Here is a 22,828-nt window from a genome sequence, read left to right on the forward strand (position 1 = left end):
GGGGTGGGCCCTGACGGTATCAGCAGCGGTGCAGTGAAAGGCGGAGGCCGGGGAAGTCATCCAACCGCCATAGAGAAGTGCAGGCCTTCGACAAGCTCAGGCCGGTCGGTTTGTGGTAGTCCTCGATTTACTGAGGCCTACTCCCCGTCTCCGTCTGCCCTGAGCTTGTCGAAGGGCTGCTCTTCGACTTCGCCAAGCGGGAGATTGCGTCCCAATCATTGCGGATGAGCGCGAGCTTCTTGTCGCGGCGCCAACCTTTGATCTGGCGCTCGGCCTCCTTGGCTTCGGCACGCGTCGTGAATTCTTGCGACCTCACCAATTCGACGGGGAGATAGTTGCGGGTGAAGCCGGGCAGGGCGCCGCGTTCGTGCTGAGCGATCCGGCGTTCGAGGTCGTCGGTGTGCCCAACGTAAAAGCGTCCGGCGTTGCAGTGGAGCATGTAGGCCCAGAAACTCATGTTCCTTCGCATCCCAGAAGTGCAGGCCTTCGAGAAGCTCAGGCTGGGCGGTTGGGGGTTGCCAGTTCCCCTAACAAGGCCTCCGCCGCCGCTGTCTCGGCGTCTTGCTTGGAGGGGCCTTCCGCTTCGGCTTCGCCGCCGCCGCGGACGGTAACCTGGACCCGGAAGGTCGGGGCGTGGTGGGCTCCAGAGCGGGCGAGGAGCTGGTAGTGCGGAGTGCCCCAATTGCGCGCCGCGGCGAGTTCTTGGAGGGCGGATTTAGGGTGCTGCGGAGCTTGGCGCTGGCTGTCGAGGAACGGCGCCCAGTTCTTGCGGATGAAGGCTGCGGCGGGTGCTAGCCCGCTGTCGAGATAGAGCGCTCCGATCAGCGCCTCGACGACGTCGCCGACGACATTGTCGCTGCCGGTGGCGCGGTCCTCCCTCGCCTGGCGGCCGAGGCGAATCTCGGCCGGAACGCCAATCGCGCGGCCGACCTCGGCGCAGGTCTCGCGCGCGACCAGCGCGTTGTAGCGGCGGCTCATCATGCCCTCGGGCTCGTCGGGAAAGCGCTCGTAGAGCCAGTCGGCGACGACCAGTCCGAGCACCCGGTCGCCGAGGAATTCGAGCCGCTCGTAGCTGGCGCCGCCGTGGCTGCCGTGGGTCAGCGCCTGCTCGAACAGCGCCGGATCGGCCGGCCGGTGGCCGAGCGCGTTTTCGAGGAAGTCGGACGCTCCGCTCACGGCTGATAGCCCTGGCCGAGCCGCTCGCGGCGCAGGCCCTTGAACCAGGTCCACGGCTTGCCCGCCTCGGCGCTGCCGTCGGTCGACCAGAAAGCGAAGGCGGCGCGGCCGACCAAATGGTCGACCGGGACCAGGCCGATCCCGCCGTCGGCGAGGGCGAAGCGGCTGTCGGCGCTGTCGTCGCGATTGTCGCCGAGCAGGAACAGATGGCCGGCGGGGACGGCGATCGGCCCGAAATCGTCGGCCGGGCCGCGCTCGAGTTGGTCGAGGGTAACGTAGCGGCGGCCGTTGGGGAGCGTTTCCACGAACGCCGGGTAGCGGCAGTCGGGGCTGCCGTCGATCGCGCAATCGGTGTTGGGAGTGCGCGGCAGGCGAATTTCGGCGGTCGCGCTGCGCGGGACCGGGCGGCGGTTGAGGATCAGCATGCCGGAACGTAGCTCGACGGTGTCGCCGGGCAGGCCGATCACGCGCTTGACCCAGTCGGTCCCCTCGCCGGGGCGCTTGAAGATGACGACGTCGCCGCGCTCGGGCAGGCGGGCGAGGATTCGGCCGGGGAAGCTCGGCAGCTGCGCCGGGAAGCTGAAGCGCGAGAAGCCGTAAGGCCATTTGGCGACGAACAGATAATCGCCCGGGAGCATAGTCGGCATCATCGAGCCGCTGGGAATCGAAAAGGGTGCCGCGACCAGGCTGCGCAGCGCCCAGGCGGCGAACGCGAGCAAGGCAAAGAAGCGCAGGGTCGAGAACCACGCGGGGAGGGTCGATCGGGTGTTGGGCGTGCGGGGGCCGCGCATCGCCTTCCCTTGCGAGCCGGGCGGCGGGCCGGTCAAGGCTGGCATTTGCCGCACGGCCGCTTAAGAGCGGCGCGATGCCCGCTACGACCGATCCGTTCGCCCGCCTCAGGACGCTCAAGCTTACCCCGCTCGACGGCCTGTTCGCCGGCGACGAGGAGCGGGTCGAGACGCTTTCGGTCGAGGTCGCGGGAATCCGCTTCGACTGGTCGAAGACCCATCTCGACGCGGCGCTGCTCGGCGAGTTCGCCGCGATTGCCGAGGCGCAGGGGCTGGCGGCGCGGCGCGAGGCATTGTTCTCGGGCGAGGTCGTCAATGTCACCGAGGGCCGAGCCGCGACCCACGTCGCCGAGCGCGGGCAGGGCGACCCGGACCATGTCGCGGCGGCGGCGGCGAGCCACCAGCGCATGCGCTCGCTGATCGACGCGATCGAGGGCGGGGCGTTCGGCGATGTCAGCGGGATCCTCCACATCGGCATCGGCGGGTCGGCGCTCGGGCCGGAACTGCTGCTCGATTCGCTCGGCCGCGGCACCGGCGAGGTGGGGGTCAGCATCCTTTCCAACATCGACGGGCTGGCGGTCGACGATTCGACTGACCCGCTCGATCCCGAGACGACCTTGGTGTGCGCGGTCAGCAAGACCTTCACCACCGCCGAGACGCTGATGAACCTCGAGGCGGCGCTCAAGTGGATGCGCGAGGCGGGGGTCGAGGATCCCTATGGGCGGGTGATCGCGATCACCGCCAATCCGGCGGCGGCGATCGAGTTCGGAATCGACGAGACCCGGATCCTGCCGTTCGACGAGGGCGTCGGCGGGCGCTATTCCCTGTGGTCGTCGGTCGGCTTTTCCGCCGCGCTGGCGCTCGGCTGGGAGACATTCGAGGAATTGCTCGAGGGGGCGGCGGCGATGGACCGCCACTTCCGGCTGACGCCGCTGGAGCGCAACGCGCCGGTGCTCGCGGCCTTCGCTGACCTCGCCTACACCCAGGTCGCCGGGGCCGAGACCCGGGCGGTGTTCGCCTATGACGAGCGGTTGCGGCTGTTGCCCTCCTATCTGCAGCAGCTGGAGATGGAATCAAACGGCAAGTCGGTGAACGCGGCCGGCGAGCCGCTGGCGGGGCCGAGCGCGGCGATCACCTGGGGTGGGACCGGCACCGACGCGCAGCATGCGGTGTTCCAGTTGCTCCACCAGGGCACGCATCTGGTGCCGGTCGAGTTCGTCGCGGTGATCGAGCGTGGCGACGACCAGGACCCGGCGCATCATCGCGCCTTGCTGCGCAACTGCTTCGCGCAAGGCGCGGCGCTGATGGCCGGCGAGGCGGCGGCCGATCCGGCGCGGGCATTCGCCGGCAACCGGCCGTCGTCGACCATCCTGCTCGACCGGCTCGACGCGCGGACGCTGGGCGCCTTGCTCGCTTTTTACGAGCACCGCGTGTTCGCCGCGGCGGTGCTGCTCGGGATCAATCCGTTCGACCAGTTCGGGGTCGAGCTTGGCAAGAAGATGGCGCGGGCGCTCGACAATCCCGAGGCGGCGGGCGAGTTCGACGCATCGACCCGGGCGCTGATCGAGAGGGCGGGCCTGTGACGAACGGCGCGAGCGACGAATTCAACCTGTTCGTGATCGGCGCGGGATCGGGCGGGGTGCGCGCGGCGCGGGTCGCGGCGGCGCACGGCGCTCGGGTTGCGATTGCCGAGGAATATCGGGTCGGCGGCACGTGCGTGATCCGCGGCTGCGTGCCCAAGAAGCTTTTGGTCTATGGCGCGCATTTCGCCGAGGATCTGAACGACGCGGCGATGTTCGGCTGGGATATCCAGCAGTGCCGCTTCGACTGGCCGGTGCTGCGCGACCACGTGCTGGCCGAAGTGGACCGGTTGGAAGGGCTCTACCGCCAGACGCTCGAGAGCAACAAGGTGACCCTGTTCGAGGAGCGCGCGGTGCTCGGCGGGCCGAACCTGGTGCGGCTCGAAAGCGGGCGCGAGGTGCGCGCGGGCAAGGTCCTGATCGCGACCGGGGCTCGGCCGCACATGCCGGCGATCGCCGGCATCGAGCATGCGATGAGCTCGAACGAGGTGTTCACGATGGAGCGGCTGCCCGAGCGCGTGGTGATCGCTGGCGGCGGCTATATCGCCAACGAGTTCGCGGGGATCTTCCATCAGTTCGGGAGCAAGGTGACGATCGTCAACCGCTCCGACCAACTGCTGCGCGGCTATGACGAGCAGGTGCGCGACCGGCTGCTCCAGATCAGCCTGGCGAAGGGGATCCAGTTCCGGTTCAACGCGACGTTCGAGGGCATCGAGCAGGTCGACGGCGGGGCGCTCAGGCTGACGATGAGCGGGTGCGACGACATCGAGGCCGACGCGGTTCTGTTCGCCACCGGGCGGATGCCGAACAGCGCCGGGCTCGGGCTGGAGGCGCTCGGGGTGAAGCTCGGCGAGCGCGGCGCGATCCTGGTCGACGAGCAGTCGCGGACCAGCGTCAATTCGGTGTTCGCGATCGGCGACGTCACCGACCGCGTGCAGCTGACGCCGGTGGCGATCCGCGAGGGGCAGGCGTTTGCCGACCGCGAATATGGCGGGATCGACGCCCAGGTCGATTATCGCGCCATCCCGAGCGCGGTGTTCAGCCATCCGCCGCTGGCCGGGGTCGGCCTGACCGAAAGCGAGGCGCGCAACACGCTCGGCACGGTCAAGGTGTTCACCTCCGACTTCCGGCCGATGAAGAATGTGCTGGCGGGCCGCAACGAGCGCTCGCTGTATAAGCTCGTGGTCGACGCGGCGAGCGACGAGGTGGTCGGTGTGCATATGATCGGGCCCGACGCGCCCGAGCTGCTCCAGGTCGCGGCGATCGCGGTGAAGGCGCGATTGAAGAAGAGCGATTTCGATTCGACCGTCGCGCTGCACCCGTCGATGGCCGAAGAATTGGTGCTGATGCGGTGACGAGCGACGCGGTGGTGATCGGCGCCGGGCACAACGGCCTCACCTGCGCTTACTATCTGGCGCGCAAGGGGCTGAAGGTCACGGTGGTCGAGGCGGCCGACCGGGTCGGCGGGGCAGCGGTGACCGACGAGTTCCACCCGGGCTTTCGCAACAGCGCGGCCGCCTACACCGTCTCGCTGCTCCAGCCCAAAGTGATCCGCGAGATGGCGCTCGAGCGGCACGGGCTGAAGGTCGTGCTTCGCAAGACCGACAACTTCCTGCCCGCGAGCGACGGCCGCTATCTGCTCGCCGGGCGCGACGGGCTGACGCGGCGCGAGCTCGAGCGACATCACAAGGGCGATGGCGCGGCCTACGATCGCTACAATGCCGAGCTCGAGACAGTGGTGCGGCTGATCAAAAAGTGGCTGCTGCGCGCTCCGGTCGAGGCCGGGGCGGGCCTTCGTGGGCTGCCCAACATGCTTCGGCTCGGCGGCGATCTGGTCGGGCTATCGACCGACGAGGTGCGCACGGTCCACGCCTTCGCGACGCGCAGCGCGGGCGACATCCTCGATCGCTTTTTCGCCGGCGACATGGCCAAGGCGCTGTTCGCCTTCGACGGAATCGTCGGCAATTTCGCCTCGCCCTACTCGCCGGGCACCGCGTACGTCCTGCTCCACCATCTGTTCGGCGAGGCAGCGGGAGTGGCCGGAGCGTGGGGCCATGCGATCGGCGGGATGGGGGCGATCACGGCGGCGATGGCCGCCGCCTGCCGCGAGGCGGGGGTCGACATCGTGCTCGGCTCGCCGGTCAGCGAGGTAATCGTCGAGAAGGACCGCGCGGCAGGCGTGGTGGCCGGCGGCAAGCAGTATCGCGCGGGGTGCGTGGTGGCGGGGGTCAACCCGCGGCTGCTGTTCGAGCGGCTGGTGCCGGACAGTGCAGTGGTTTCCTCGACGCGCCATCACTTCGCCCACTGGCAGTGCGAGAGCGCGACGTTCCGAATGAACGTGGCGCTCGATAAACTGCCCAATTTCAAGGTGTTGCCGGGGCGCGGTAACCATTTGACGGCAGGCATTATCATCGGCCCGTCGATGGCCTACATGGACCGCGCATTCCACGATGCGGGGCGCGACGGCTGGTCGAGTAAGCCGGTGGTCGAGATGCTGATCCCGACCACGCTCGACAAGAGCCTGGCGCCGCGCGGCAAGCATGTCGCGAGCCTGTTCTGCCAGCATTTCCGCTACAGATTGCCGGACGGCCGCTCGTGGGACGATGAGCGCGAGGCGGCGGCGGACGCGGTGATCGCGACGGTCGAGGAGCATGCGCCGGGGTTCGCCAGCTCGATCGTCGCGCGGCAGATCCATTCGCCGCTCGACCTCGAGCGCCGCTTCGGCTTGATCGGCGGCGACATCTTCCACGGCAAGATGGGGCTCGACCAATTGTTCAGCGCCCGGCCGATGATCGGTTTTGCCGATTACCGCATGCCGCTGGCGGGACTCTATCTGTGCGGATCGGGCGCGCATCCCGGCGGCGGCGTAACCGGTGCGCCCGGGCATAATGCGGCGATGGCGGTGCTGGCTGATCGGGCGGGTCCTTCGAGACGCGCCTTCGCCTCGCTTCGCTCGCTCAGTCGCTCCTCAGGATGAGCGGAGAGTAACATGAACCAGCCGCTTGCCGGAATCCGGGTGCTCGATCTGTCGCGGGTGCTGGCGGGGCCGTGGGCGACTCAGGTGATGGCGGATCTGGGCGCGGAGGTGATCAAAGTCGAGCAGCCGGGGTGCGGCGACGACACGCGCCACTGGGGGCCGCCGTGGCTGGAGCGCGACGGCGAGACGGTCGCGGCCTATTTCCTGGCCGCCAATCGCGGCAAGCGCAGCGTGGCGATCGACATCGCCGATCCCGACGGCGCGGCGCTGGTCCGGCGCATGGCGGCAGACTGCGACGTCGTGGTCGAGAACTTTCGCGTCGGGGGCCTCAAGAAATACGGGCTCGACGCGGCCAGCCTGCGCGGCGCCAACCCGCGGCTGATCTACGCCTCGATCACCGGCTTCGGGCAGGACGGGCCGTACGCCGAGCGCGCCGGCTACGATTACATCATCCAGGGCATGGGCGGGCTGATGAGCCTGACCGGACTGCCCGACGGCGCGCCCGGCGGCGGGCCGATGCGGGTCGGGGTGGCGGTGGTCGATTTGTTCACCGGCATGTACGCCGCCAATGCGGTGCTCGCGGCGCTGGTCCGCCGCGGCGCGACGGGCGAGGGCGCGACGATCGACCTCGCGCTGTTCGATGTCCAGCTGGCGATGCTGGCCAACCAGGCGTCGAACGCTTTGGTCTCCGGCCGCGACCCGGTGCGGCAGGGCGCCGGCCATCCCAATATCGTACCCTACCAGCCGTTCGACGCGGCCGATCAGCCGATCATCGTCGCAGTCGGCAACGACCGGCAATTCGCGCGGCTGGCGGGGATTTTGGGCCATGAGGAGTGGGCCGCGGACGAACGGTTCGCGAGCAATTCGGCGCGGGTCGCGAACCGCGCGGTGCTGGTGCCGGCGATCGCGGAGATGGTCGCGACTCGGCCGGCGGCGGAGTGGCTTGCGGCGCTCGAGGCGGCGGGCATTCCGGCCGGGCCGATCAATTCGGTGGGGCAGGCGCTGGGCGATCCGCAAGCCGAGTGGCGAGGAATGCGGCGCGAGGTCGATGGCGTGCCGGTGGTTGGATCGCCGCTGCGGATCGACGGGAAACGGCAGGATTCGCCGCTGCCGCCGCCGATGCTCGGGGCGGATGGGGATGTGTTGGGCGAGTGGCTTGGCGCGGAGGAACTGGCGCGGCTGCGGGCGCGGCGGGTGGTTGGTTAGACCTTGCCCCTCCCCCTTGGGGGGAGGTGGCGCGGAGCGCCGGAGGGGGTAACACCCCAGGCTCACCCCCTCCGTCAGCTGCGCTGACACCTCCCCCAAGGGGGAGGGGCTGTGAGACATGATCGGTCTCTCGACGCTTCGGGGAGCTCCGGACCCCTCCACCACCCCGGATCAAGTCCGGGGCGGTCCCCCTCCCCACGAGCTTCGCTCGTAGGGAGGAGCTTAGAGGCTCTCGTCCTTGTAGCGGTGTTCGATGAAGCGGCCTTGGGTTTCGAAGGCGTCGAGGTGGTCGCGGGCGAGTTTGGCTTCGATGTCGGCGAGCGCCTGGCGGCTGGCGGCGAGGGCTTCGACGAGGCGGTCGTCGGCGCTTTTGCCGTCGTCCTCGACCCGGGCGCGGTAGGACGCGGGGACTTGGGCGTAGCTGTCGACCAGTCCGGGCAGATGCTTGGCCATCAGCCGCCGCGCGTCTTGCGCATTGGGATGAAGATCGGGCACGCGCTCGAGCGTCTGGCGAAGCGTCGGGAGCATCGCCGACATGGCGTCGACCTCGGCCTGGGCGGGCGCGGGGAGCAGCGCGCGGGTGCGGTAGATGTAGCTGTCAAAGCGCTGGACCATCGCCGCGTTGGGCAGGTCGGCGGGGACGGTCGGGAGTTCGGGGCTGCGCACGCCGCCGAAGCCGATCAGCGCCGCGGCGCCAATCGCGATTCCGACCGCGGCGAGGAAGCCGAACATGCCGATCCCGCCCGGCAGCAACAGGCCGACGATGATCGTGACGAGGCTGATCATGCCGACCGCGATCGCGACCCGCTTGGCGGTGCGCGCGAGGCCGGCGTTGAGCCGGGCGCGCTCGCGCGTGGCAGCGGCGCGCACGGCACCGTCGCGGCGGTCGAGCTGGGTCGTGATGCGGTCGAAGCGGGCGATGGTCCGGTCGACCTTGTCGGTGACTTCGGTCATTCTTGATCCGGCGAAGTGCAGTCCTTCGACAAGCTCAGGACGAACGGAGGAGGTGACTGGGGTCCTTCGAGACGCCACTTCGACAGGCTCAGTGGCTCCTCAGGATGAGCGGGACGTTGCAAGTCCCGCTCACTTGCTTTCGAGGGGGGTGAACGGGGAGGCGTTGTTTTCGAGGCGGCCCTGGGCGACGCCCTCGGCGCGGGCGATGTAGCCTTTCGACTTTTCGACCTCGCTGCCGAGCGTCTCGACGGTCTGCTTCATGTTCGACAAAGCCGCGAGCTTGAACGCGTCGATCTGGTCCATCGTATCGTAGATGTTCTGGAACGCGCGCTGGAGGGTCTCGAGCGGGATGGTCGAGGAGGCGGCCTGTTCGTGGATCGCGCCGGTCTGGTGCTTCAACAGTTCGCCAGTGGTGTCGATCATCCCCGCCGTGGTGGTGTTGAGCGCGCCGATCTGTTCGAGCACCAGTTTCTGGTTCGACAGCGCCTGGGCGACGGTGACGGCGGTCCTGAGCGCGGCGACGGTGGTGGTCGAGGCGCGGTCGACGCCCTTCACCAGCTCGACATTGTTCTTCTTGACCAGATCGAGCGCGAGATAGCCCTGGACGGTGACCGCCATCTGGGTGAGCAGGTCGGTGGTCCGCTGGCGGGTGTAGAACAAGGCGCTTTCGCGGATCGCCTTGGCCTTGGCCGGCTCGGTCGCGTCGAGCTCATTGGCCTTGTCCTCGAGCTTGCGGTCCAGGCTCTTGGAGATGTGGATCATCTGCTCGAGCCGGTGCATCGTCTTCCACAGATTAGCGCGCTCGGTGTCGATCGCGGCATTATCCATGAGCAGCTCGTCCTTGCCGTTGGCAAGGCGCTGAAGGATGGCGCTGATGTGGGTCTGCGAGCTGCGATATTTGTCGAAGTAATTGTTGATCTTGTTGCCGAACGGAATGATCCCGAGGAACTTCCTGGTGGTCATCCCGCGTCCGGCTTCCTTGGGATCGAGCGCCTCGACGGTGCGGCGCAGCTCGGTGAGGTCGGCACCTATTCCGGTGTCACTGTCGATCGCCTTGACCGGCCGGTCGAGGAAGCGGTTCGACGCGCCCGCGGCCTCGGCGATCTCCTTGCGGCCCATTGCGGTGAGCGCGTCGACCTTCTTGCCGAAATCGGGCGAATTGCTGTCCAGCGCGGCCAGTTCGTCGACGAACTTGGCGACCTTCTGGTCGAGCTCGCTGGTCTCCTCGCTCTTCAGCGGGACGAGGCCGGCGGCTTCCTGGACGGCGATCGGCTGGAGCGCGGGCGGCGGCTCGAGCTTGATCTTGGTGGCGGTCTGGGTGGTCGCTTCGCTCGCCATGACAGTCGCTTCTCCGGCCTCGAGATGAACGCTCAGCCTGAACGCGGCGAGACCACCGCGCAAGCCTCTTCGGTGTATTATAGGAATAAGACGGATGCGCGACAATAGGGCGGCGGCCGTCGTGGTTAGGGATGCGTCAACCATAGGGCTGAACGTTTCGCTCACCCTGATTGGGCTAGGAGCGGGCTTCGAGTTGCTCGAGCGAGGACAAACATGCGCAACATTTTCCGCGAGATCTGGGAAGACAAGCGCGGCAATTCGCTGATCCTGGCCGCGGCCGCCTTGCCGCTGCTGCTGGGCTCCGCGGGGCTCGCCACCGACACCATCCAGTGGGCGCTGTGGAAGCGCCAGTTGCAGCGCGCCGCGGACAGCGCGGCGATCGCCGGGGTCTACGACCGCTCGGCCAACGACGGCGCGACGGCCAACACGGAGGCCGCGGTCGACCATGATCTGACGCTCAACAACCCGCTCGACACGACCAAATTCCCGCTGACCCAGAAGACCGTCACCTTCCCGTCGAACAGCGGCAACCAGCAGAACCAGGTGCGGGTCGTGCTGGCGGTGCAGCGGCCGCTGTCGTTCAGCTCGATGTTCATGACCAACCCGCCGGTGATCCAGACCAGCGCCCAAGCGGCGGCGGTCTCGACCGAGGGCGAATTCTGCGTGCTGTCGCTGCAGAAGAACGGCAAGACCGGGATCCAGGCCACCGGCAGCGCATCGATCACGATGGACTGCGGGATGATGACTAATTCGATCTCGACCAACGCCGCGGCCGGGCAGGGCAGCGCGGTGATCACCGCGACGACGCTCGCCGCGGCCGGCGGAATCCAGCAATCCTCGCAATGGCAGGTCACGTCCTACCAGCCCTATTCGCCGGCGCTGGAAGACCCCTACGCGTCGCTTACCCCGGACACCGACGACACGGCGACCTGCCCGAACAATCCGCCGAGCCTGACGGTCAACAACGGCAACAGCGGGCTCGTGGTCAACGGCGGCGCTTGCTACAGCAGCATCAGCGTCAACTCCAACCGCGTGCTGACGCTTCAGAACGGCGTCTATTTCATCCACGGCGGCGGGGTGAACGTGCAGGGCACGCTCAACCTCATCAACGCGACGATCGTGCTGAGCAACAAGGACTTGTCGTCGTCGAGCGTGACGGTCGGGTCGTTCGACGCCAATTCGAACGGGCAGATCAACGCCACCGCGCCGACCACCGGCAAATGGGCGGGGATCGCGATCTACCAGGACCGCCGAGCGACCGACAATGCGCCGACCGGCAACATTACCGCGTCGAGCCCCAACCGGATCAACGGCAATTCGACCAACAAGATCAGGGGCGTGGTCTACTTCCCCAACCAGCAGCTGACCTACAACGGTAACGGCACCGGGACGGCGACCTGCACCCAATTCGTGGCCAAGCGGATCTATTGGTCGGGCAGCTCGGGGATCAACAATTTCACCAAGAACTGCAACATGCACGGGATGTCGCCGATCACGGCCCCGCTGAAGGTGAGGCTGGTCGCATGAGGATGCCGTTTCGCAAGCTTTGCGCCGACGACAGCGGCGCCGCGGTCATCGAACTGGCGATCGTCGCGCCGGTGCTGGCGCTGATGACGATGGGCGTGATCGACATGTCCAACGGCTTCTCGCGCAAGCTCCAGCTCGAGCAGGGCACGCAGCGCGCGATCGAGAAGGTGATGCAGACCACCGGCGTTCTGTCGGTCGAGGACACCATCGCCAACGAGGTGGTGTGCCAGGTCAACGGGACCAACGCCAACGGCAGCTGCAAGACCGCCCCGATCACCACCGCAAACGTCTCGGTCGAGCACCGGCTGGAATGCAACGGGGTGATCTCGACCACCGACAACGACGCCGACGGTGATTACGATTGCCCGGACGACGACGACATCAAGTCGCAGTGGATCAAGGTCACCGTCTGGTCCGACTTCGAGCCAATGTTCCCGCTGAAATTTTCGGGCGTCGATTCGGGCGGCAAATATCGCATCCAGGCGGTGTCGGGAATGAGGACCCAATGATGAAGCGTCTAGCCGTCCTCAAGCGCGACGATCGCGGCGCCGCGATCATCGAAATGGCTTTCGCGCTTCCGGCGCTGATCGTGCTGTTGTGGATGATCGTCCAATTGGGCCTGGTGTTCCGCGCGATGTCCGGCATCCAGCACGGACTCGGCGAGGGCGCGCGCATGGCGACCCTGTTCCCCAAGCCAACCAACACCGCCATCCAAGACCGGATCAACGCGGCGGTCTACGGTATCGGGCCGGGCAGCTTCGCCATCCCCACCCCGGCCACCGGAACCGCCGACGGGGCGACCTATCTCGATCTCCAGGTGACCTACACCCAGCCGACCGATTTGCTGATCGTGCCGGGGCCGACGATCAGCGTCACGCGCTCCAAGCGGGTGTGGATCGCCAGCTAGGCGGATTTCGTTCCTGCGCGGGCGGCGAAAAACGCCGCGATCGCCTGGCGCACCTCGTCCGACGTCAGCCGCTCGGCGAAATGGCCGTTCTCGAGATCCATCCGCTCGAGGATCTCGGGCGACTCGCCGCGGCGCAGCAGCGCCTGGGTGAGACGCAGCGCCTCGGCCGGCTTGGCGATCAGCGCCGCCACGACGCTCTCCAACGCTCCTGACAATTCGCCCGGCTCGACGACGTGGCTGGCAATGCCAAGCGCGAGCGCGCGCTCGGCGTCGATCGGCTCGCCGAGCAGCAGGTGGCGCGCGGCGGCGCGGCGGCCGGCGAAGCGGGGCAGGAGCAGGCTGCTCGCCGCTTCCGGCACCAGCCCGAGATCGACGAACGGCATGACGAGGCGCGCACCGCGCTCGACCAGCACGAGATCGCAGTGCAGCAGCAAGGTGGTGCCGATGCCGACCGCATTGCCGTGGACCGCGGCGACGAGCGGGACGGGGTTGTGCGCCAGCGCGCGCAGGAACCGCCACACGGGAATGTCGACGTCTGCGCCCGGGGCCGGCATCGCCTGGAGGAAATCGGCGAGGTCGTTGCCGGCGGTGAAGTCGGCGCCTTCGCCGGAGATGGTGATGACCCGGACCGACGGATCGCCGGCGGCGCCCTCGACCGCCTCGGCGAGGGCGGAATACATGGCGACGGTGATCGCGTTGCGCCGCTCGGGCCGCGCCAGGCGGAGCGAAAGCACGCCGCCGTCGTTGGTCACCTGGACATGTTCGCTCATCGGTTCGGCGCCCCCTTTTGCCCTATTACAGCCCAGCCGCTATCGGCATGCAAATCCCGCTCGAGCCCTAAGGACAGGCCATGAAATTCTTCGCCGACACCGCCGACATCGACGACATCCGCAAGCTGGCCGCCGCCAATCTGGTCGACGGGGTCACCACCAATCCCTCGCTGATCAAGAAATCGGGTCGCGACTTCATCGAGGCGGTGACCGAGATCGCCGGGCTGGTGAAGGGGCCGGTGTCGGCCGAGGTGGTCGCGACCGACCACGCCGGGATGATGAAGGAGGCCGAGCGGCTCAGGAAGATCGGGAGCAACATTGCGATCAAGGTGCCGCTGACGCCCGACGGGCTGATGACCTGCAAGGCGCTGTCGGGCGAGGGCACGATGGTCAACGCGACCCTGTGCTTCACCGCCAACCAAGCGCTGCTCGCGGCCAAGGCGGGCGCGGCGTTCATCTCGCCGTTCCTCGGGCGGCTCGACGACATCGGCCAGCCGGGGATCGAGCTCATCGCCGACATCCGCCTGATTTACGACAATTATGATTTCGCGACCGAAATCCTGGCGGCGAGCGTGCGCCACCCGATCCACGTGCTCGAAGTGGCCAAGCTCGGCGCCGACGTGATGACCGCGCCGCCGGCGGTGATCTGGCAATTGTTCAACCACCCGCTGACCGACAAGGGCGTGGAATCGTTCCTGTCGGACTGGAAGGCGACCGGGCAGACGATCGCTTAGGGGGTCCTTTTCGATAGCGATCACCCGTCGCCCCAGCGAAGGCTGGGGCCCATGCTGTTCCGAGCACGCGTCCTCGAATGGCATGGATGCCAGCCTGCGCTGGCATGACGGGGTTAGGAATCTGCAGGGACGGATTTTTAACCGGTGCGGACCTAGTGTGCGGCGATGGGGCGGGTGGTTTCCTTCGAGGATCGGGCGGTGGCGCGGTTGCGCGACCGGTTGGGAGAGGCCGAGTCGGCGCGGGCCGATCTGCTGGCCTTCGCGCGCGGGCACAGCGCGGCGGTCGCCTCGATCCATTCGGCGGTGCTGCATGCGCTTGGCGCGGAGAGCGTCGAGGCGATGCTCGACATCGCGGTGCGCGACTGGCCGGAGTTGCTCGAGGTTGACGTGGCGGTGGTCGCGCTGGTGGTCGGCGACCAGGGATTTCGGGTCGGGCGAGACGGAACCAGCTATCTCGATCCGGCATTGGTCGAGCGGGCGGTGCGGGGCGCTCCCGGCGGCCTCACCCGCCCGGTCGAGCGCGGCCATGCTTTGTTCGGCCGCGAAGCCGCCAATGTCCGCGCCGAAGCAATGGTGCCGATCGTCGCGGCGAGCGACGATTGCCCGCGCGGGCTATTGCTGCTCGGCCACCGCGCGGCGGTCGCCGGAGGCTCGGCGCACGGCGCGGCATTAGTGGAGTTCCTCGGCGAGGTGCTCGGCGCTATGCTGCGGCGATGGCTGACAACGCCGCAGACGCCGACGCCCACCCCGCGCGCTCGCTAGCGGCGCGCTGGCACGGCCATCTGGCCGACGAGCGGCGACGCTCGCCGCACACGGTCCGCGCCTATGTCGCGACCGCCCACCGCTTCATCGACTTCCTCGGCCGCTATCGGGGCGAGGAGATCGGCCGCTTCGGACTGATCGGACTTGCGGCGGCGGACCTGCGCGCCTTTCTCGCCGAGCGGCGCGCGGAGGGGTTGGGAGCAGCCTCGGCGGCGCGCGAGATGTCGGCGGTGCGCGCCTTCCTGACGTTCGTCGCGGCCGAACTCGACAGCCCGCCCGACCTGCCGCGCACCCGCGCTCCGAAGCGGCCGCGCACGCTGCCGCGCCCGGCCAGCCCGGCCGACGCGGTGGCGCTGGCCGAGGAAGCCGGGAGCGGCGCGGCCGACGGCTGGATCGGGGCGCGCGACACGGCGATCCTGCTGCTGCTCTACGGGTCGGGCTTGCGCATCGCCGAGGCGATGGCGCTCACCGCCAACGCGCTTCCGATCGGCCGGGCGCTCAGGGTCACCGGCAAGCGCGGCAAGACCCGGGTGGTGCCGGTGGTCGACGCGGTGCGCGAGGCGATCTCGGCCTATGTCGCTTTGTGCCCGTTCGCGCTGGCCGGGGATTCGCCGCTGTTCGTGGGCGCGCGCGGCGGTCGGCTCAACCCGGATTTGGTGCGGCGCGCGGTGCGCTCGGCGCGAACCCGGCTGGGCCTGCCGGACAGTCTGACGCCGCACGCGCTGCGCCACAGCTTCGCGACCCATCTGCTGGCCGGCGGGGCCGATCTGCGCTCGCTCCAGGAGCTGCTCGGCCACGCCAGCCTGTCGTCGACCCAGATCTATACCCAGGTCGACGCGGCGCAGTTACTCGACGTCTATCGCAGCGCCCATCCGCGCGCCTAGATCGCGATCGCGACCGCGGCGCTGGGCGCGAGGCCGTTGGCGGCAAGCATCCGGGCGTTGTCGATCGCCCGCGCGATCTGCGGCTTGGCGCGCGCCCAGGAGGCGGTGCGGCACGGGCCGTCGGACTGGAAGCTGGCATAGCTTTCGCTGCCCTCGCACACTTCGCCGATCGCGATCGCGACTCGGCGGTTAAGCTTGGCCTGATGCGCGGCCTGGGTCAGGTCAAGGTCGGCGAAGCGCACCAGCCGGGTCGGCACGGCGTCAGCCTGGACGACCACTTCGCTGGTTGCGGCAGAGGCCGGGGTGGCGGTCGCGACGAACCCTCCGGCAGTGAGCGTGACGGCGGCGCCGAACGCGATGAGTTGGGAGTGTTTCATGATCGTTCCTACCTTCCTGTCCGGTGAGGACGAAGCGCAGGATCGGCAGAATGACTGATCTTGTCATGCAACCTTCGTTAAGCATGACGCCGCGCATCGACGGACGGCGGGATCGTCGGCGAACCGCCGCTGGGCATCGACGAAGGAGGGAGGTGCGAGGCGGCGAGCTGTGGGGACGACTGCCGCCTCGCGATGGGAAGTGATTAGGGGGCGGGCGGTGAATCGCCGCTTACCATTCGCTCCGCTTCGGACCGGTTCCGCCGCCGCCGCTGGCGCCACACGCGCCACAGGTAGGTCATGGCGAGCAAGGCGAGGATGGCGTTCGAGGCGGGGCCGATGATCTCGTCGATGTTGGCGTAATTCTCGCCGAGCTTGAAGCCGGCGCCGGCGAGAAGCGCGGTCCAGCCGACAGTGCCGAGGGTCGACGCGACGAGGAAGGTCTTGAAGCGCATGCGCAGCAGGCCGGCCGGGACCGAGACCAACGAGCGGACGGTCGGCAGCATCCGGCCGAGGAAGACGAAGAAGGTGCCGTTGATCCGGAACCATTTCTCGGCGCGCTCGACCTCGGGCCAGCTGACCGTCAGCCAGTGGCCGTAGCGATCGATGAACGGGTGGAGGCGGTGGATGCCGAGCGCGCGGGCGGCGAGATACCAGACGATGTTGCCGAGCATCGCGCCTGCCGCGCCGCAGGCGATGACCCCGTAGAGGTTCATCTTGCCCTGGCCGGCGGCGACTCCGGCGACCGGCATGATCACCTCCGACGGGATTGGCGGGAAGATGGTCTCGAGGAACATCAGGAAGGCGACGCCGAGATAGCCCGATTGCTCGATCAGGCGGATGACCCAGTCGGCCATGTCAGGCGGCGGCTCGGCTGGCGATTTCCGATTCGATCGCCTGCCAGATAAGCGCCGCGGTGTCGGTGCCGTTGAAGCGGTCGATGGCGACGATTCCGGTCGGCGAGGTGACGTTGATCTCGGTAAGCCACTGGCCGCCGATGACGTCGATTCCGACGAACAGCAGCCCGCGCCGCTTGAGCTCGGGCGCGAGGGCGGCGCAGATTTCGCGCTCGCGCGCGGTCAGTTCGGTCTGCAGCGCCTCGCCGCCGACGGCGAGATTGGAGCGGAACTCGCCGGCGCCCGGCACCCGGTTGATCGCCCCGGCGATCTCGCCGTCGACCAGGACGATGCGCTTGTCGCCCTCGGCGACCGACGGGAGGAAGGCCTGGATCATGTGCGGCTCGCGCCAGGCGGCGTTGAACATCTCGAACAGGGCCGAGAGGTTGGCGCCGTCGGCCTCGACCTTGAACACCGCCTTGCCGCCGTTGCCGTGGAGCGGCTTCACGACCATCGCGCCATGCTCGGCGAGGAAGGCACGGGCGACCCCGAGCGAGCGGGTGATCGCGGTCGGCGGCATGAAGCGGGCGAAATCGAGCACCCAGACTTTTTCGGGCGCATTGCGGACGCTGGCGGGGTCGTTGACGACCAGGGTCTCGCCCTGGATCCGCTCGAGCAAATGGGTGGCGGTGATGTAGCCGAGGTCGAACGGCGGATCCTGGCGCATCAGGACGACGTCGCAGTCGCGGCCGAGATCGAGCTTTTCGGGTTCGCCGGCGGTGAAATGGTCACCCGGGGTGGGGCGGACGGTGACGGGGCGGGCCATGGTCCACAGGCGGCCGCCGATCCAGCTGAGGTCTTCTGCGGCATAGTGGAACAGGCGGTGGCCGCGCGCTTGCGCCGACAGCATCAGCGCGAAGCTCGAATCGCCGGCGATGTTGATCGATTCCAGCGGATCCATCTGGACGGCGACGGTGAGCGGCATTCACGGGTCCTTCGATACGCGGCCCTGCCGCTACTCAGGATGAGCGGCTTTGGAAATAGCGCCTCAACCCTGCCAGACGTTGGCGAGGTGGCGGGGGAGGCGGCGGGGGACGATGAAGATCGCGTCGATGCGGATGTCGTCCCCCGGCCGGGCGAAGCGGGCGGCGAGCTGCTCGGCGGCGGCGGCGACGCGGCGCAGGCGGTGGCGGTCGAGCGCGAGGTCGGCAGTCTCGACGGTGGCGCGCTGCTTGACCTCAACGAAGGAGACGATGCGCCCGCGGCGGGCGACGAGATCGACCTCGCCGCCGTGGACCCGCACCCGGCGGCCGAGGATCCGCCATCCGTGCAGGCGCAGCCACCAGGCGGCGAGGGTTTCGGCGCGGCGGCCGCGGCGCTCGGACCGGGCGCGGTTCAGCCGCCGGCCCCGAGCTCGAGCGCGCGGGCGTAGGCGCGCTTGCGGGGGACATCGAGACGGGCCGCGACCTCGGCTGCGGCGCGCGAGATCGACTGCGTTGCCATTGCGGCGCGCAGGGCTTCGTCGAGGGTGCTGTCGGTCGCGGCCTCCGCTTCGGACGGGGGCGCGACGACGATCACGATTTCGCCCCTCGGCGCGGCGGCGGCGTAGCGGTCGGCGAGCTCGGCGAGGGGAGCGGTGACGGTCTCCTCGTGGAGCTTGCTGATCTCGCGCACGACCGCGGCGTCGCGATTGCCGAGGCCGGCGGCGAGGGCGGCGAGGGTATCGGCGAGGCGTGGGCCGCTTTCGTAGAAGATCAGGCTGGCGCGCAGGGCCGCGAGCTCGGCGATGGAATCGGCACGGGCCTTGGCCTTGGCCGGGAGGAAGCCGGCGAACAGGAAGCGGTCGGTCGGCAGGCCGGCGAGGGTCAATGCGGCGACCGCGGCGCACGGGCCGGGAATCGTATGGACGGCGAGGCCGGCGACGCGGGCGGCGCGGACCAGCTTGTAGCCCGGATCGGAGATGAGCGGCGTGCCGGCGTCGCTGACCAGGGCGACCGCATCGGTGGCGAGGCGGGCGAGGACCTGGTCGCGCAGGCGCTCGTCGCTGTGGTCGTGATAGGCGCGCATCGGCGCCTTCGAGCCGACGAGGGCGAGCAGCTTGGCGCTGACCCTCTTGTCCTCAGCGAGCACCAGCGCGGCGTCGCGCAGCGTGCTGGCGGCGCGCGGGCTAAGGTCGCCGAGATTGCCGATCGGCGTGGCGACGATATAGAGGCCGGGCGCAAGAGGGGATGACATCGGTGATGACGGTCATGACACTTTCCCCGGACCGACGGCAAGCGCGGCGCGGGCTGCTGCTCGGGCTCGGCGCGGCGGCGCTGGTGCTGGCCGGCTGCCAGTCGCGCGGGCCGGTGCGGCCGGTCGGGCCGGTGGGCCCGGTCGAGCCGGGGCCGATGCCCGACAGCCAGCGGCACTTGGTCGCGCTGATCCTGCCGCTGAGCGGGCCCGACAGCGGAGTGGCGACGTCGATCGCCAACGCGGCCAATCTTGCGCTGTTCGACACCAAGGCGGGCAATCTGAGGCTGACGACGTTCGACAGCGGCCGGATCGGCGCGGCGGCGGCGGCGAACCAGGCGCTTGCCGCGGGCGCGGACCTGATCCTCGGGCCGCTGCTCGCCGAGGATGTGCGGGCGATGGCGCCCACGGCGCGGCGCGCGCGGGTGCCGGTGATCGCTTTCTCCAACGACCAGAGCGTCGCCGGCAACGGCATCTACATCATGGGCGTGACCCCGGCGGCGTCGATCGACCGGGTCGTGCGCCATGCGCGCGGGCGCGGCGCGGCACGGTTCGGGGCGCTGATTCCGTCCGGGCTCTACGGCCAGCGCGCAGCGCAGGCGCTGAGCGCGTCGGTGCGGGCGAGCGGCGGGACGCTGGTGGCGACGGAAACCTACAATCGCAACGCGCTGGCGGCACGCGGCGCGGCGGCGCTGCTCAACCGGCGCGGCACCTACGATGCGGTGCTGATCGGCGACGGCGGCGGATCGACGGCGATGGTCGCGCCGGGGGTCGAGGCCGGGCCGACGCTGCTCGGCACCGAACTGTGGGCCAGCGACCGCAGCCTCGGGCGGGTGCCGCGGCTTCGCGGCGCGCTCTATGCGGCGCCGCCCGAGGCGCGCTTCCAGCAACTCGTGACCCGCTATCGGGCGCGCTACGGCAAGGTGCCCTACCGGCTCGGCAGCCTGGGCTATGACGCGATGCTGCTGGCCGCTCGGGCGGCGCGCAGCTGGCCGGTCGGGCGGCCGTTCCCGGCGCGGCTGCTGGCCGACCGTGAGGGGTTTGCGGGGGTCGACGGGATCTTCCGCTTTTCCGGCAACGGCGTGATCGAGCGTGCGCTCGAGGTGCGCCAGGTGACCGCGGCGGGAACATTGGTGGTGTCGCCGGCGGCAACGCAGTTCGCCGACTAGGCGGCGATATCGGCGAGGATCGAATCGAGCAGCAGGCGGCCGGCGGGCGTGGTGCCGATCCGCCTGTCCGAGCGCCACATCAGGCCGAGCGCGATCAGGCGGTCGACCGCTGGCTGATCCACCAGCGGATGGCCGAAGCGGGCGGCGAGCGAGTCGGTGTCGATCCCCTCGGCGAGGCGCAGGCCCATGACCAGCGCCTCGTGGGCGGCTTCCTCGGCGGTCAGCGGCTCCTCCTCGACCAGGCCGTGGCCGTTGCGGGCGACGGCGGCGAGGAAATTCTCGGGCTTCCGATGGCGCACGGTGCGCAGGCCGGTGCGGCGGCCGTGGGCGCCGGGGCCGATCCCGGCATAATCGGCGTAGCGCCAGTAGGTGAGGTTGTGCCGGCTCTCCGCGCCGGCGCGGGCGTGGTTGGAGATCTCATAGGCGGGCAGGCCGGCCTCGGCAGTGCGCTCCTGGGTGAGCTCGAACAAGGCGGCGGCGCGGTCGGGGTCGAGCGGGGTGAAGCGATTTTTCGCCACGTCGCTGGCGAAGCGCGTGCCCGGCTCGATGGTCAATTGGTAGAGCGAGAGATGTTCGGTGCCGAGGGCGAGCGCGCGGTCGAGGTCGCGGCTCCAGCCGGGCGAGTCGTCGCCGGGGAGGGCGTAGATCAGGTCGAAGCTGACCCGCGGGACGGCCGACTGGGCGGCTTCGAGCGCGGCGAGGCCCTCGTCGGCGCCGTGGGCGCGGCCGAGGAAGGCGAGCTTGGCATCGTCGAAGCTCTGCAGGCCGAGGCTGATTCGGTTGACCCCGGCGGCGGCGAGATCGGCAAAGCGCGCGGCCTCGGCGCTGTTGGGATTGGCCTCGAGCGTGATCTCCAGATCGGCCGCGGGGGCCCAGGCGTCGGTCGCGGCGCGAATCACCGCTTCGGCGGTGGCCGGGTCCATCAGCGAGGGCGTGCCGCCGCCGAAGAAGATGCTGGTCAGGGTGCGGCCGGGGAGCAGGACGGCTTCATGGGCGAGGTCGGCGAGGAGAGCGGCCTGCCATTGGGCCTGATCGACAGCCTCGCGGACGTGGCTGTTGAAGTCGCAATAGGGGCATTTGGAGACGCAGAACGGCCAGTGTACGTAGAGGGCGAGGGTCTCCCCCTCCCGCTCGCGGGAGGGGGTCGGGGGGTGGGGATTGAGGTCGATTTCAGGCCCACCCCCAGCCCCTCCCGCAAGCGGGAGGGGAGAGGTCAGGAGCCCAGCCACGCCACCAGTTTCTCGAACGCCCGGGCGCGGTGGCTGATGGCGTGCTTTTGGGCCGGGTCGATCTCGCCGAAGGTCCGGTCCATGCCGGCGGCGGCGAACATCGGGTCGTAGCCGAAGCCGTGGTCGCCGCGCGGCGGCCAGACGAGGGTGCCGTGGACCTTGCCCTCGAAGCTCTCGATCGTGCCGTCCGGCCAGGCCAGTGACAGCACGCAGGTGAAATGGGCGTCGCGACTGGCTTCGGGGCCGGCCGCTTCGAGCTCGCTCCACACCTTCTGCATGGCGCGGGTGAAGTCGCGGTTGCCGGCTTCGTCCTCGGCATAGCGCGCGGAATGAATGCCGGGCGCGCCGTGGAGCGCGTCGACGCTGAGACCGCTGTCGTCGGCGAGCGCGGGAAGGCCGCTGAGATCGGCCGCCTCGCGCGCCTTCAATTCGGCATTGTCGGCGAAGGTGACGCCGATTTCCTCGGGCTCGGGCAGGTCGAGCTCGGCAGCGCCGACGCATGCGATCCCGAACGGTGCCATGAGGTCGCGGATTTCGCGCAGCTTGCCGGCATTGTGGGTCGCGATGACCAGCTTCGGGCCGATGTCCTTCACCGGCCGGTCGCCTTCAATTGCGCCTTGAAGATCTCCGCGCAGCCGATCTTGGCGAGGCGCAGCAGGCGGAGCAATTGCTCCTCGTCGAACGTCGCGCCCTCGGCCGAGATTTGCGCCTCGACGATCGCGCCGTCGCCGGTCAGCACGAAATTGCCGTCCGACCCGGCGGACGAATCCTCGATGTAATCGAGATCGAGCACGGCGTTACCGTCGTGCATGCCGCACGACACTGCGGCGACCTGGGTGCGGATCGGGTCCGCTTCCAGCTTCAAGCTATCGACCGCGAGGCGGAGCGCGACCCAGGCGCCGGAGATCGACGCGGTACGGGTGCCGCCGTCGGCCTGGATGACGTCGCAATCGACCACGATCTGGCGCTCGCCGAGCAGCTTGAGATCGACCACGGCGCGCAGCGAGCGGCCGATCAGCCGCTGGATTTCCTGGGTTCGGCCCGACTGCTTGCCCTTGGCCGCCTCACGGTTGCCGCGGGTGTGGGTGGCGCGTGGCAGCATGCCATATTCGGCGGTGACCCAGCCCTGGCCCTTGCCGCGCAGGAACGGCGGGACCTTGTCCTCGACGCTGGCGGTGACCAGCACGCGGGTGTCGCCGAAGCTGACCAGGCACGAGCCTTCGGCGTGCTTGGTGAAGGCGGGCTCGAAGGCGAGTGCGCGCATCTCGTCGGGGGCGCGGCCGCTGGGGCGCATTGATGTCTCCTGAAACTGGTGCGGGTGGTGCACTAGACGGGCCGAGAGGTCAGCACCATCCCGTCATTGCGAGCGCAGCGAAGCAATCCAG

At 69.1% G+C, this 22,828-nt stretch carries 25 protein-coding genes; 11 read left to right on the plus strand and 14 right to left on the minus strand.

Going from position 1 to position 22,828, the window contains the following annotated elements:
• Positions 1 to 127: 127 nt before the first annotated feature.
• Genes D0Z60_RS03080 through lepB form a run of 3 tightly spaced genes read right to left on the minus strand, consistent with a single transcriptional unit; the run spans position 128 to position 1,967 of the window.
• Entirely contained in the window at positions 128 to 457 is a 330-nt protein-coding gene (locus D0Z60_RS03080) for a GIY-YIG nuclease family protein (protein ID WP_118856898.1), read from the minus strand.
• Between the two features lie 38 nt (positions 458 to 495).
• Positions 496 to 1,176, minus strand: coding sequence for a ribonuclease III (gene rnc, locus D0Z60_RS11865; RefSeq protein WP_240325519.1), 681 nt, complete (start codon positions 1,174 to 1,176; stop codon positions 496 to 498).
• Positions 1,173 to 1,967: a signal peptidase I gene (gene lepB, locus D0Z60_RS11870; protein WP_240325520.1), complete on the minus strand. Its 795-nt coding sequence runs from the start codon at positions 1,965 to 1,967 to the stop codon at positions 1,173 to 1,175. Before lepB ends, rnc begins: the two co-directional genes overlap by 4 nt.
• A 74-nt stretch (positions 1,968 to 2,041) precedes the next feature.
• Between lepB and pgi the strand changes: the two genes are divergently transcribed.
• Genes pgi through D0Z60_RS03105 form a run of 4 tightly spaced genes read left to right on the plus strand, consistent with a single transcriptional unit; the run spans position 2,042 to position 7,727 of the window.
• Entirely contained in the window at positions 2,042 to 3,547 is a 1,506-nt protein-coding gene (pgi, locus tag D0Z60_RS03090) for a glucose-6-phosphate isomerase (protein ID WP_118856899.1), read from the plus strand.
• Positions 3,544 to 4,899, plus strand: coding sequence for a glutathione-disulfide reductase (gene gorA / locus D0Z60_RS03095; protein ID WP_118856900.1), 1,356 nt, complete (start codon positions 3,544 to 3,546; stop codon positions 4,897 to 4,899). Before pgi ends, gorA begins: the two co-directional genes overlap by 4 nt.
• On the plus strand, positions 4,896 to 6,521 hold the full coding sequence (locus D0Z60_RS03100) for a phytoene desaturase family protein (protein ID WP_118856901.1): 1,626 nt from the start codon (positions 4,896 to 4,898) through the stop codon (positions 6,519 to 6,521). The genes gorA and D0Z60_RS03100 overlap by 4 nt, the downstream gene beginning before the upstream one ends.
• A 12-nt stretch (positions 6,522 to 6,533) precedes the next feature.
• On the plus strand, positions 6,534 to 7,727 hold the full coding sequence (locus tag D0Z60_RS03105) for a CaiB/BaiF CoA transferase family protein (protein ID WP_118856902.1): 1,194 nt from the start codon (positions 6,534 to 6,536) through the stop codon (positions 7,725 to 7,727).
• 222 nt (positions 7,728 to 7,949) lie between these two features.
• Here the strand turns inward: D0Z60_RS03105 and D0Z60_RS03110 are convergent, their stop codons facing one another.
• Complete coding sequence (locus tag D0Z60_RS03110) at positions 7,950 to 8,681, minus strand: hypothetical protein (protein ID WP_118856903.1); 732 nt, start codon at positions 8,679 to 8,681, stop codon at positions 7,950 to 7,952.
• Positions 8,682 to 8,810: 129 nt separating this feature from the next.
• Positions 8,811 to 10,019, minus strand: a complete 1,209-nt coding sequence (locus D0Z60_RS03115; RefSeq protein WP_118856904.1) for a toxic anion resistance protein — start codon at positions 10,017 to 10,019, stop codon at positions 8,811 to 8,813.
• A 213-nt stretch (positions 10,020 to 10,232) separates the two neighbouring features.
• Here D0Z60_RS03115 and D0Z60_RS03120 point away from each other — a divergent pair, with 213 nt between their 5' ends.
• From D0Z60_RS03120 to D0Z60_RS03130, 3 genes are read left to right on the plus strand one after another with little or no spacing between them, the layout of a single operon-like run.
• The gene (locus D0Z60_RS03120) at positions 10,233 to 11,546 is read left to right on the plus strand and encodes a pilus assembly protein TadG-related protein (protein ID WP_118856905.1); all 1,314 of its coding nucleotides are present in this window, start codon (positions 10,233 to 10,235) and stop codon (positions 11,544 to 11,546) included.
• A complete protein-coding gene (locus D0Z60_RS03125; protein ID WP_118856906.1) occupies positions 11,543 to 12,055 on the plus strand; it encodes a TadE/TadG family type IV pilus assembly protein in 513 nt (170 codons plus the stop codon). The genes D0Z60_RS03120 and D0Z60_RS03125 overlap by 4 nt, the downstream gene beginning before the upstream one ends.
• Positions 12,055 to 12,453, plus strand: a complete 399-nt coding sequence (locus D0Z60_RS03130) for a TadE/TadG family type IV pilus assembly protein (protein WP_162888050.1) — start codon at positions 12,055 to 12,057, stop codon at positions 12,451 to 12,453. Before D0Z60_RS03125 ends, D0Z60_RS03130 begins: the two co-directional genes overlap by 1 nt.
• On the opposite strand, the gene D0Z60_RS03135 is transcribed toward D0Z60_RS03130, so the two are convergent.
• A complete protein-coding gene (locus D0Z60_RS03135; RefSeq protein ID WP_118856908.1) occupies positions 12,450 to 13,223 on the minus strand; it encodes an enoyl-CoA hydratase-related protein in 774 nt (257 codons plus the stop codon). The genes D0Z60_RS03130 and D0Z60_RS03135 overlap by 4 nt on opposite strands.
• An 80-nt stretch (positions 13,224 to 13,303) precedes the next feature.
• Here D0Z60_RS03135 and fsa point away from each other — a divergent pair, with 80 nt between their 5' ends.
• The 3 genes from fsa to D0Z60_RS03150 all read left to right on the plus strand — a co-directional run bounded on the left by fsa (position 13,304) and on the right by D0Z60_RS03150 (position 15,603).
• Positions 13,304 to 13,957, plus strand: coding sequence for a fructose-6-phosphate aldolase (gene fsa, locus D0Z60_RS03140; protein WP_118856909.1), 654 nt, complete (start codon positions 13,304 to 13,306; stop codon positions 13,955 to 13,957).
• Between the two features lie 174 nt (positions 13,958 to 14,131).
• Complete coding sequence (locus D0Z60_RS03145; RefSeq protein ID WP_162888051.1) at positions 14,132 to 14,719, plus strand: DUF484 family protein; 588 nt, start codon at positions 14,132 to 14,134, stop codon at positions 14,717 to 14,719.
• Positions 14,671 to 15,603, plus strand: coding sequence for a tyrosine recombinase XerC (locus D0Z60_RS03150; RefSeq protein WP_118856911.1), 933 nt, complete (start codon positions 14,671 to 14,673; stop codon positions 15,601 to 15,603). The genes D0Z60_RS03145 and D0Z60_RS03150 overlap by 49 nt, the downstream gene beginning before the upstream one ends.
• On the opposite strand, the gene D0Z60_RS03155 is transcribed toward D0Z60_RS03150, so the two are convergent.
• The 5 genes from D0Z60_RS03155 to rsmI all read right to left on the minus strand — a co-directional run bounded on the left by D0Z60_RS03155 (position 15,600) and on the right by rsmI (position 19,048).
• Complete coding sequence (locus D0Z60_RS03155) at positions 15,600 to 15,980, minus strand: UrcA family protein (RefSeq protein WP_118856912.1); 381 nt, start codon at positions 15,978 to 15,980, stop codon at positions 15,600 to 15,602. The two genes, D0Z60_RS03150 and D0Z60_RS03155, sit on opposite strands and share 4 nt — an antisense overlap.
• Positions 15,981 to 16,183: 203 nt before the next feature.
• Positions 16,184 to 16,834, minus strand: a complete 651-nt coding sequence (locus D0Z60_RS03160) for a DedA family protein (RefSeq protein ID WP_118856913.1) — start codon at positions 16,832 to 16,834, stop codon at positions 16,184 to 16,186.
• A 1-nt stretch (position 16,835) separates the two neighbouring features.
• Entirely contained in the window at positions 16,836 to 17,798 is a 963-nt protein-coding gene (gene gshB / locus D0Z60_RS03165; protein ID WP_118856914.1) for a glutathione synthase, read from the minus strand.
• A 63-nt stretch (positions 17,799 to 17,861) separates the two neighbouring features.
• Positions 17,862 to 18,212 carry a YraN family protein gene (locus D0Z60_RS03170; RefSeq protein ID WP_118858407.1) on the minus strand — a complete coding sequence of 117 codons (351 nt, stop codon included), beginning with the start codon at positions 18,210 to 18,212 and terminating at the stop codon, positions 17,862 to 17,864.
• Positions 18,209 to 19,048: a 16S rRNA (cytidine(1402)-2'-O)-methyltransferase gene (rsmI, locus tag D0Z60_RS03175; protein WP_118856915.1), complete on the minus strand. Its 840-nt coding sequence runs from the start codon at positions 19,046 to 19,048 to the stop codon at positions 18,209 to 18,211. The genes D0Z60_RS03170 and rsmI overlap by 4 nt, the downstream gene beginning before the upstream one ends.
• Positions 19,049 to 19,053: 5 nt before the next feature.
• On the opposite strand from rsmI, the gene D0Z60_RS03180 reads away from it, so the two are divergent.
• Positions 19,054 to 20,214, plus strand: coding sequence for a penicillin-binding protein activator (locus tag D0Z60_RS03180; protein WP_240325521.1), 1,161 nt, complete (start codon positions 19,054 to 19,056; stop codon positions 20,212 to 20,214).
• Here D0Z60_RS03180 and hemW read toward each other — a convergent pair.
• The 3 genes from hemW to rph are packed head-to-tail and all read right to left on the minus strand — an operon-like array spanning position 20,211 to position 22,737.
• Positions 20,211 to 21,383: a radical SAM family heme chaperone HemW gene (hemW, locus tag D0Z60_RS03185; protein ID WP_118858409.1), complete on the minus strand. Its 1,173-nt coding sequence runs from the start codon at positions 21,381 to 21,383 to the stop codon at positions 20,211 to 20,213. The two genes, D0Z60_RS03180 and hemW, sit on opposite strands and share 4 nt — an antisense overlap.
• Positions 21,384 to 21,427: 44 nt before the next feature.
• Positions 21,428 to 22,036: an RdgB/HAM1 family non-canonical purine NTP pyrophosphatase gene (rdgB, locus tag D0Z60_RS03190; RefSeq protein ID WP_240325522.1), complete on the minus strand. Its 609-nt coding sequence runs from the start codon at positions 22,034 to 22,036 to the stop codon at positions 21,428 to 21,430.
• Positions 22,033 to 22,737: a ribonuclease PH gene (gene rph / locus D0Z60_RS03195; protein ID WP_118856917.1), complete on the minus strand. Its 705-nt coding sequence runs from the start codon at positions 22,735 to 22,737 to the stop codon at positions 22,033 to 22,035. Before rph ends, rdgB begins: the two co-directional genes overlap by 4 nt.
• Positions 22,738 to 22,828 lie beyond the last annotated feature (91 nt).

This window comes from Sphingomonas mesophila (assembly GCF_003499275.1).
In the GTDB taxonomy this organism is placed as follows: domain Bacteria; phylum Pseudomonadota; class Alphaproteobacteria; order Sphingomonadales; family Sphingomonadaceae; genus Sphingomicrobium; species Sphingomicrobium mesophilum.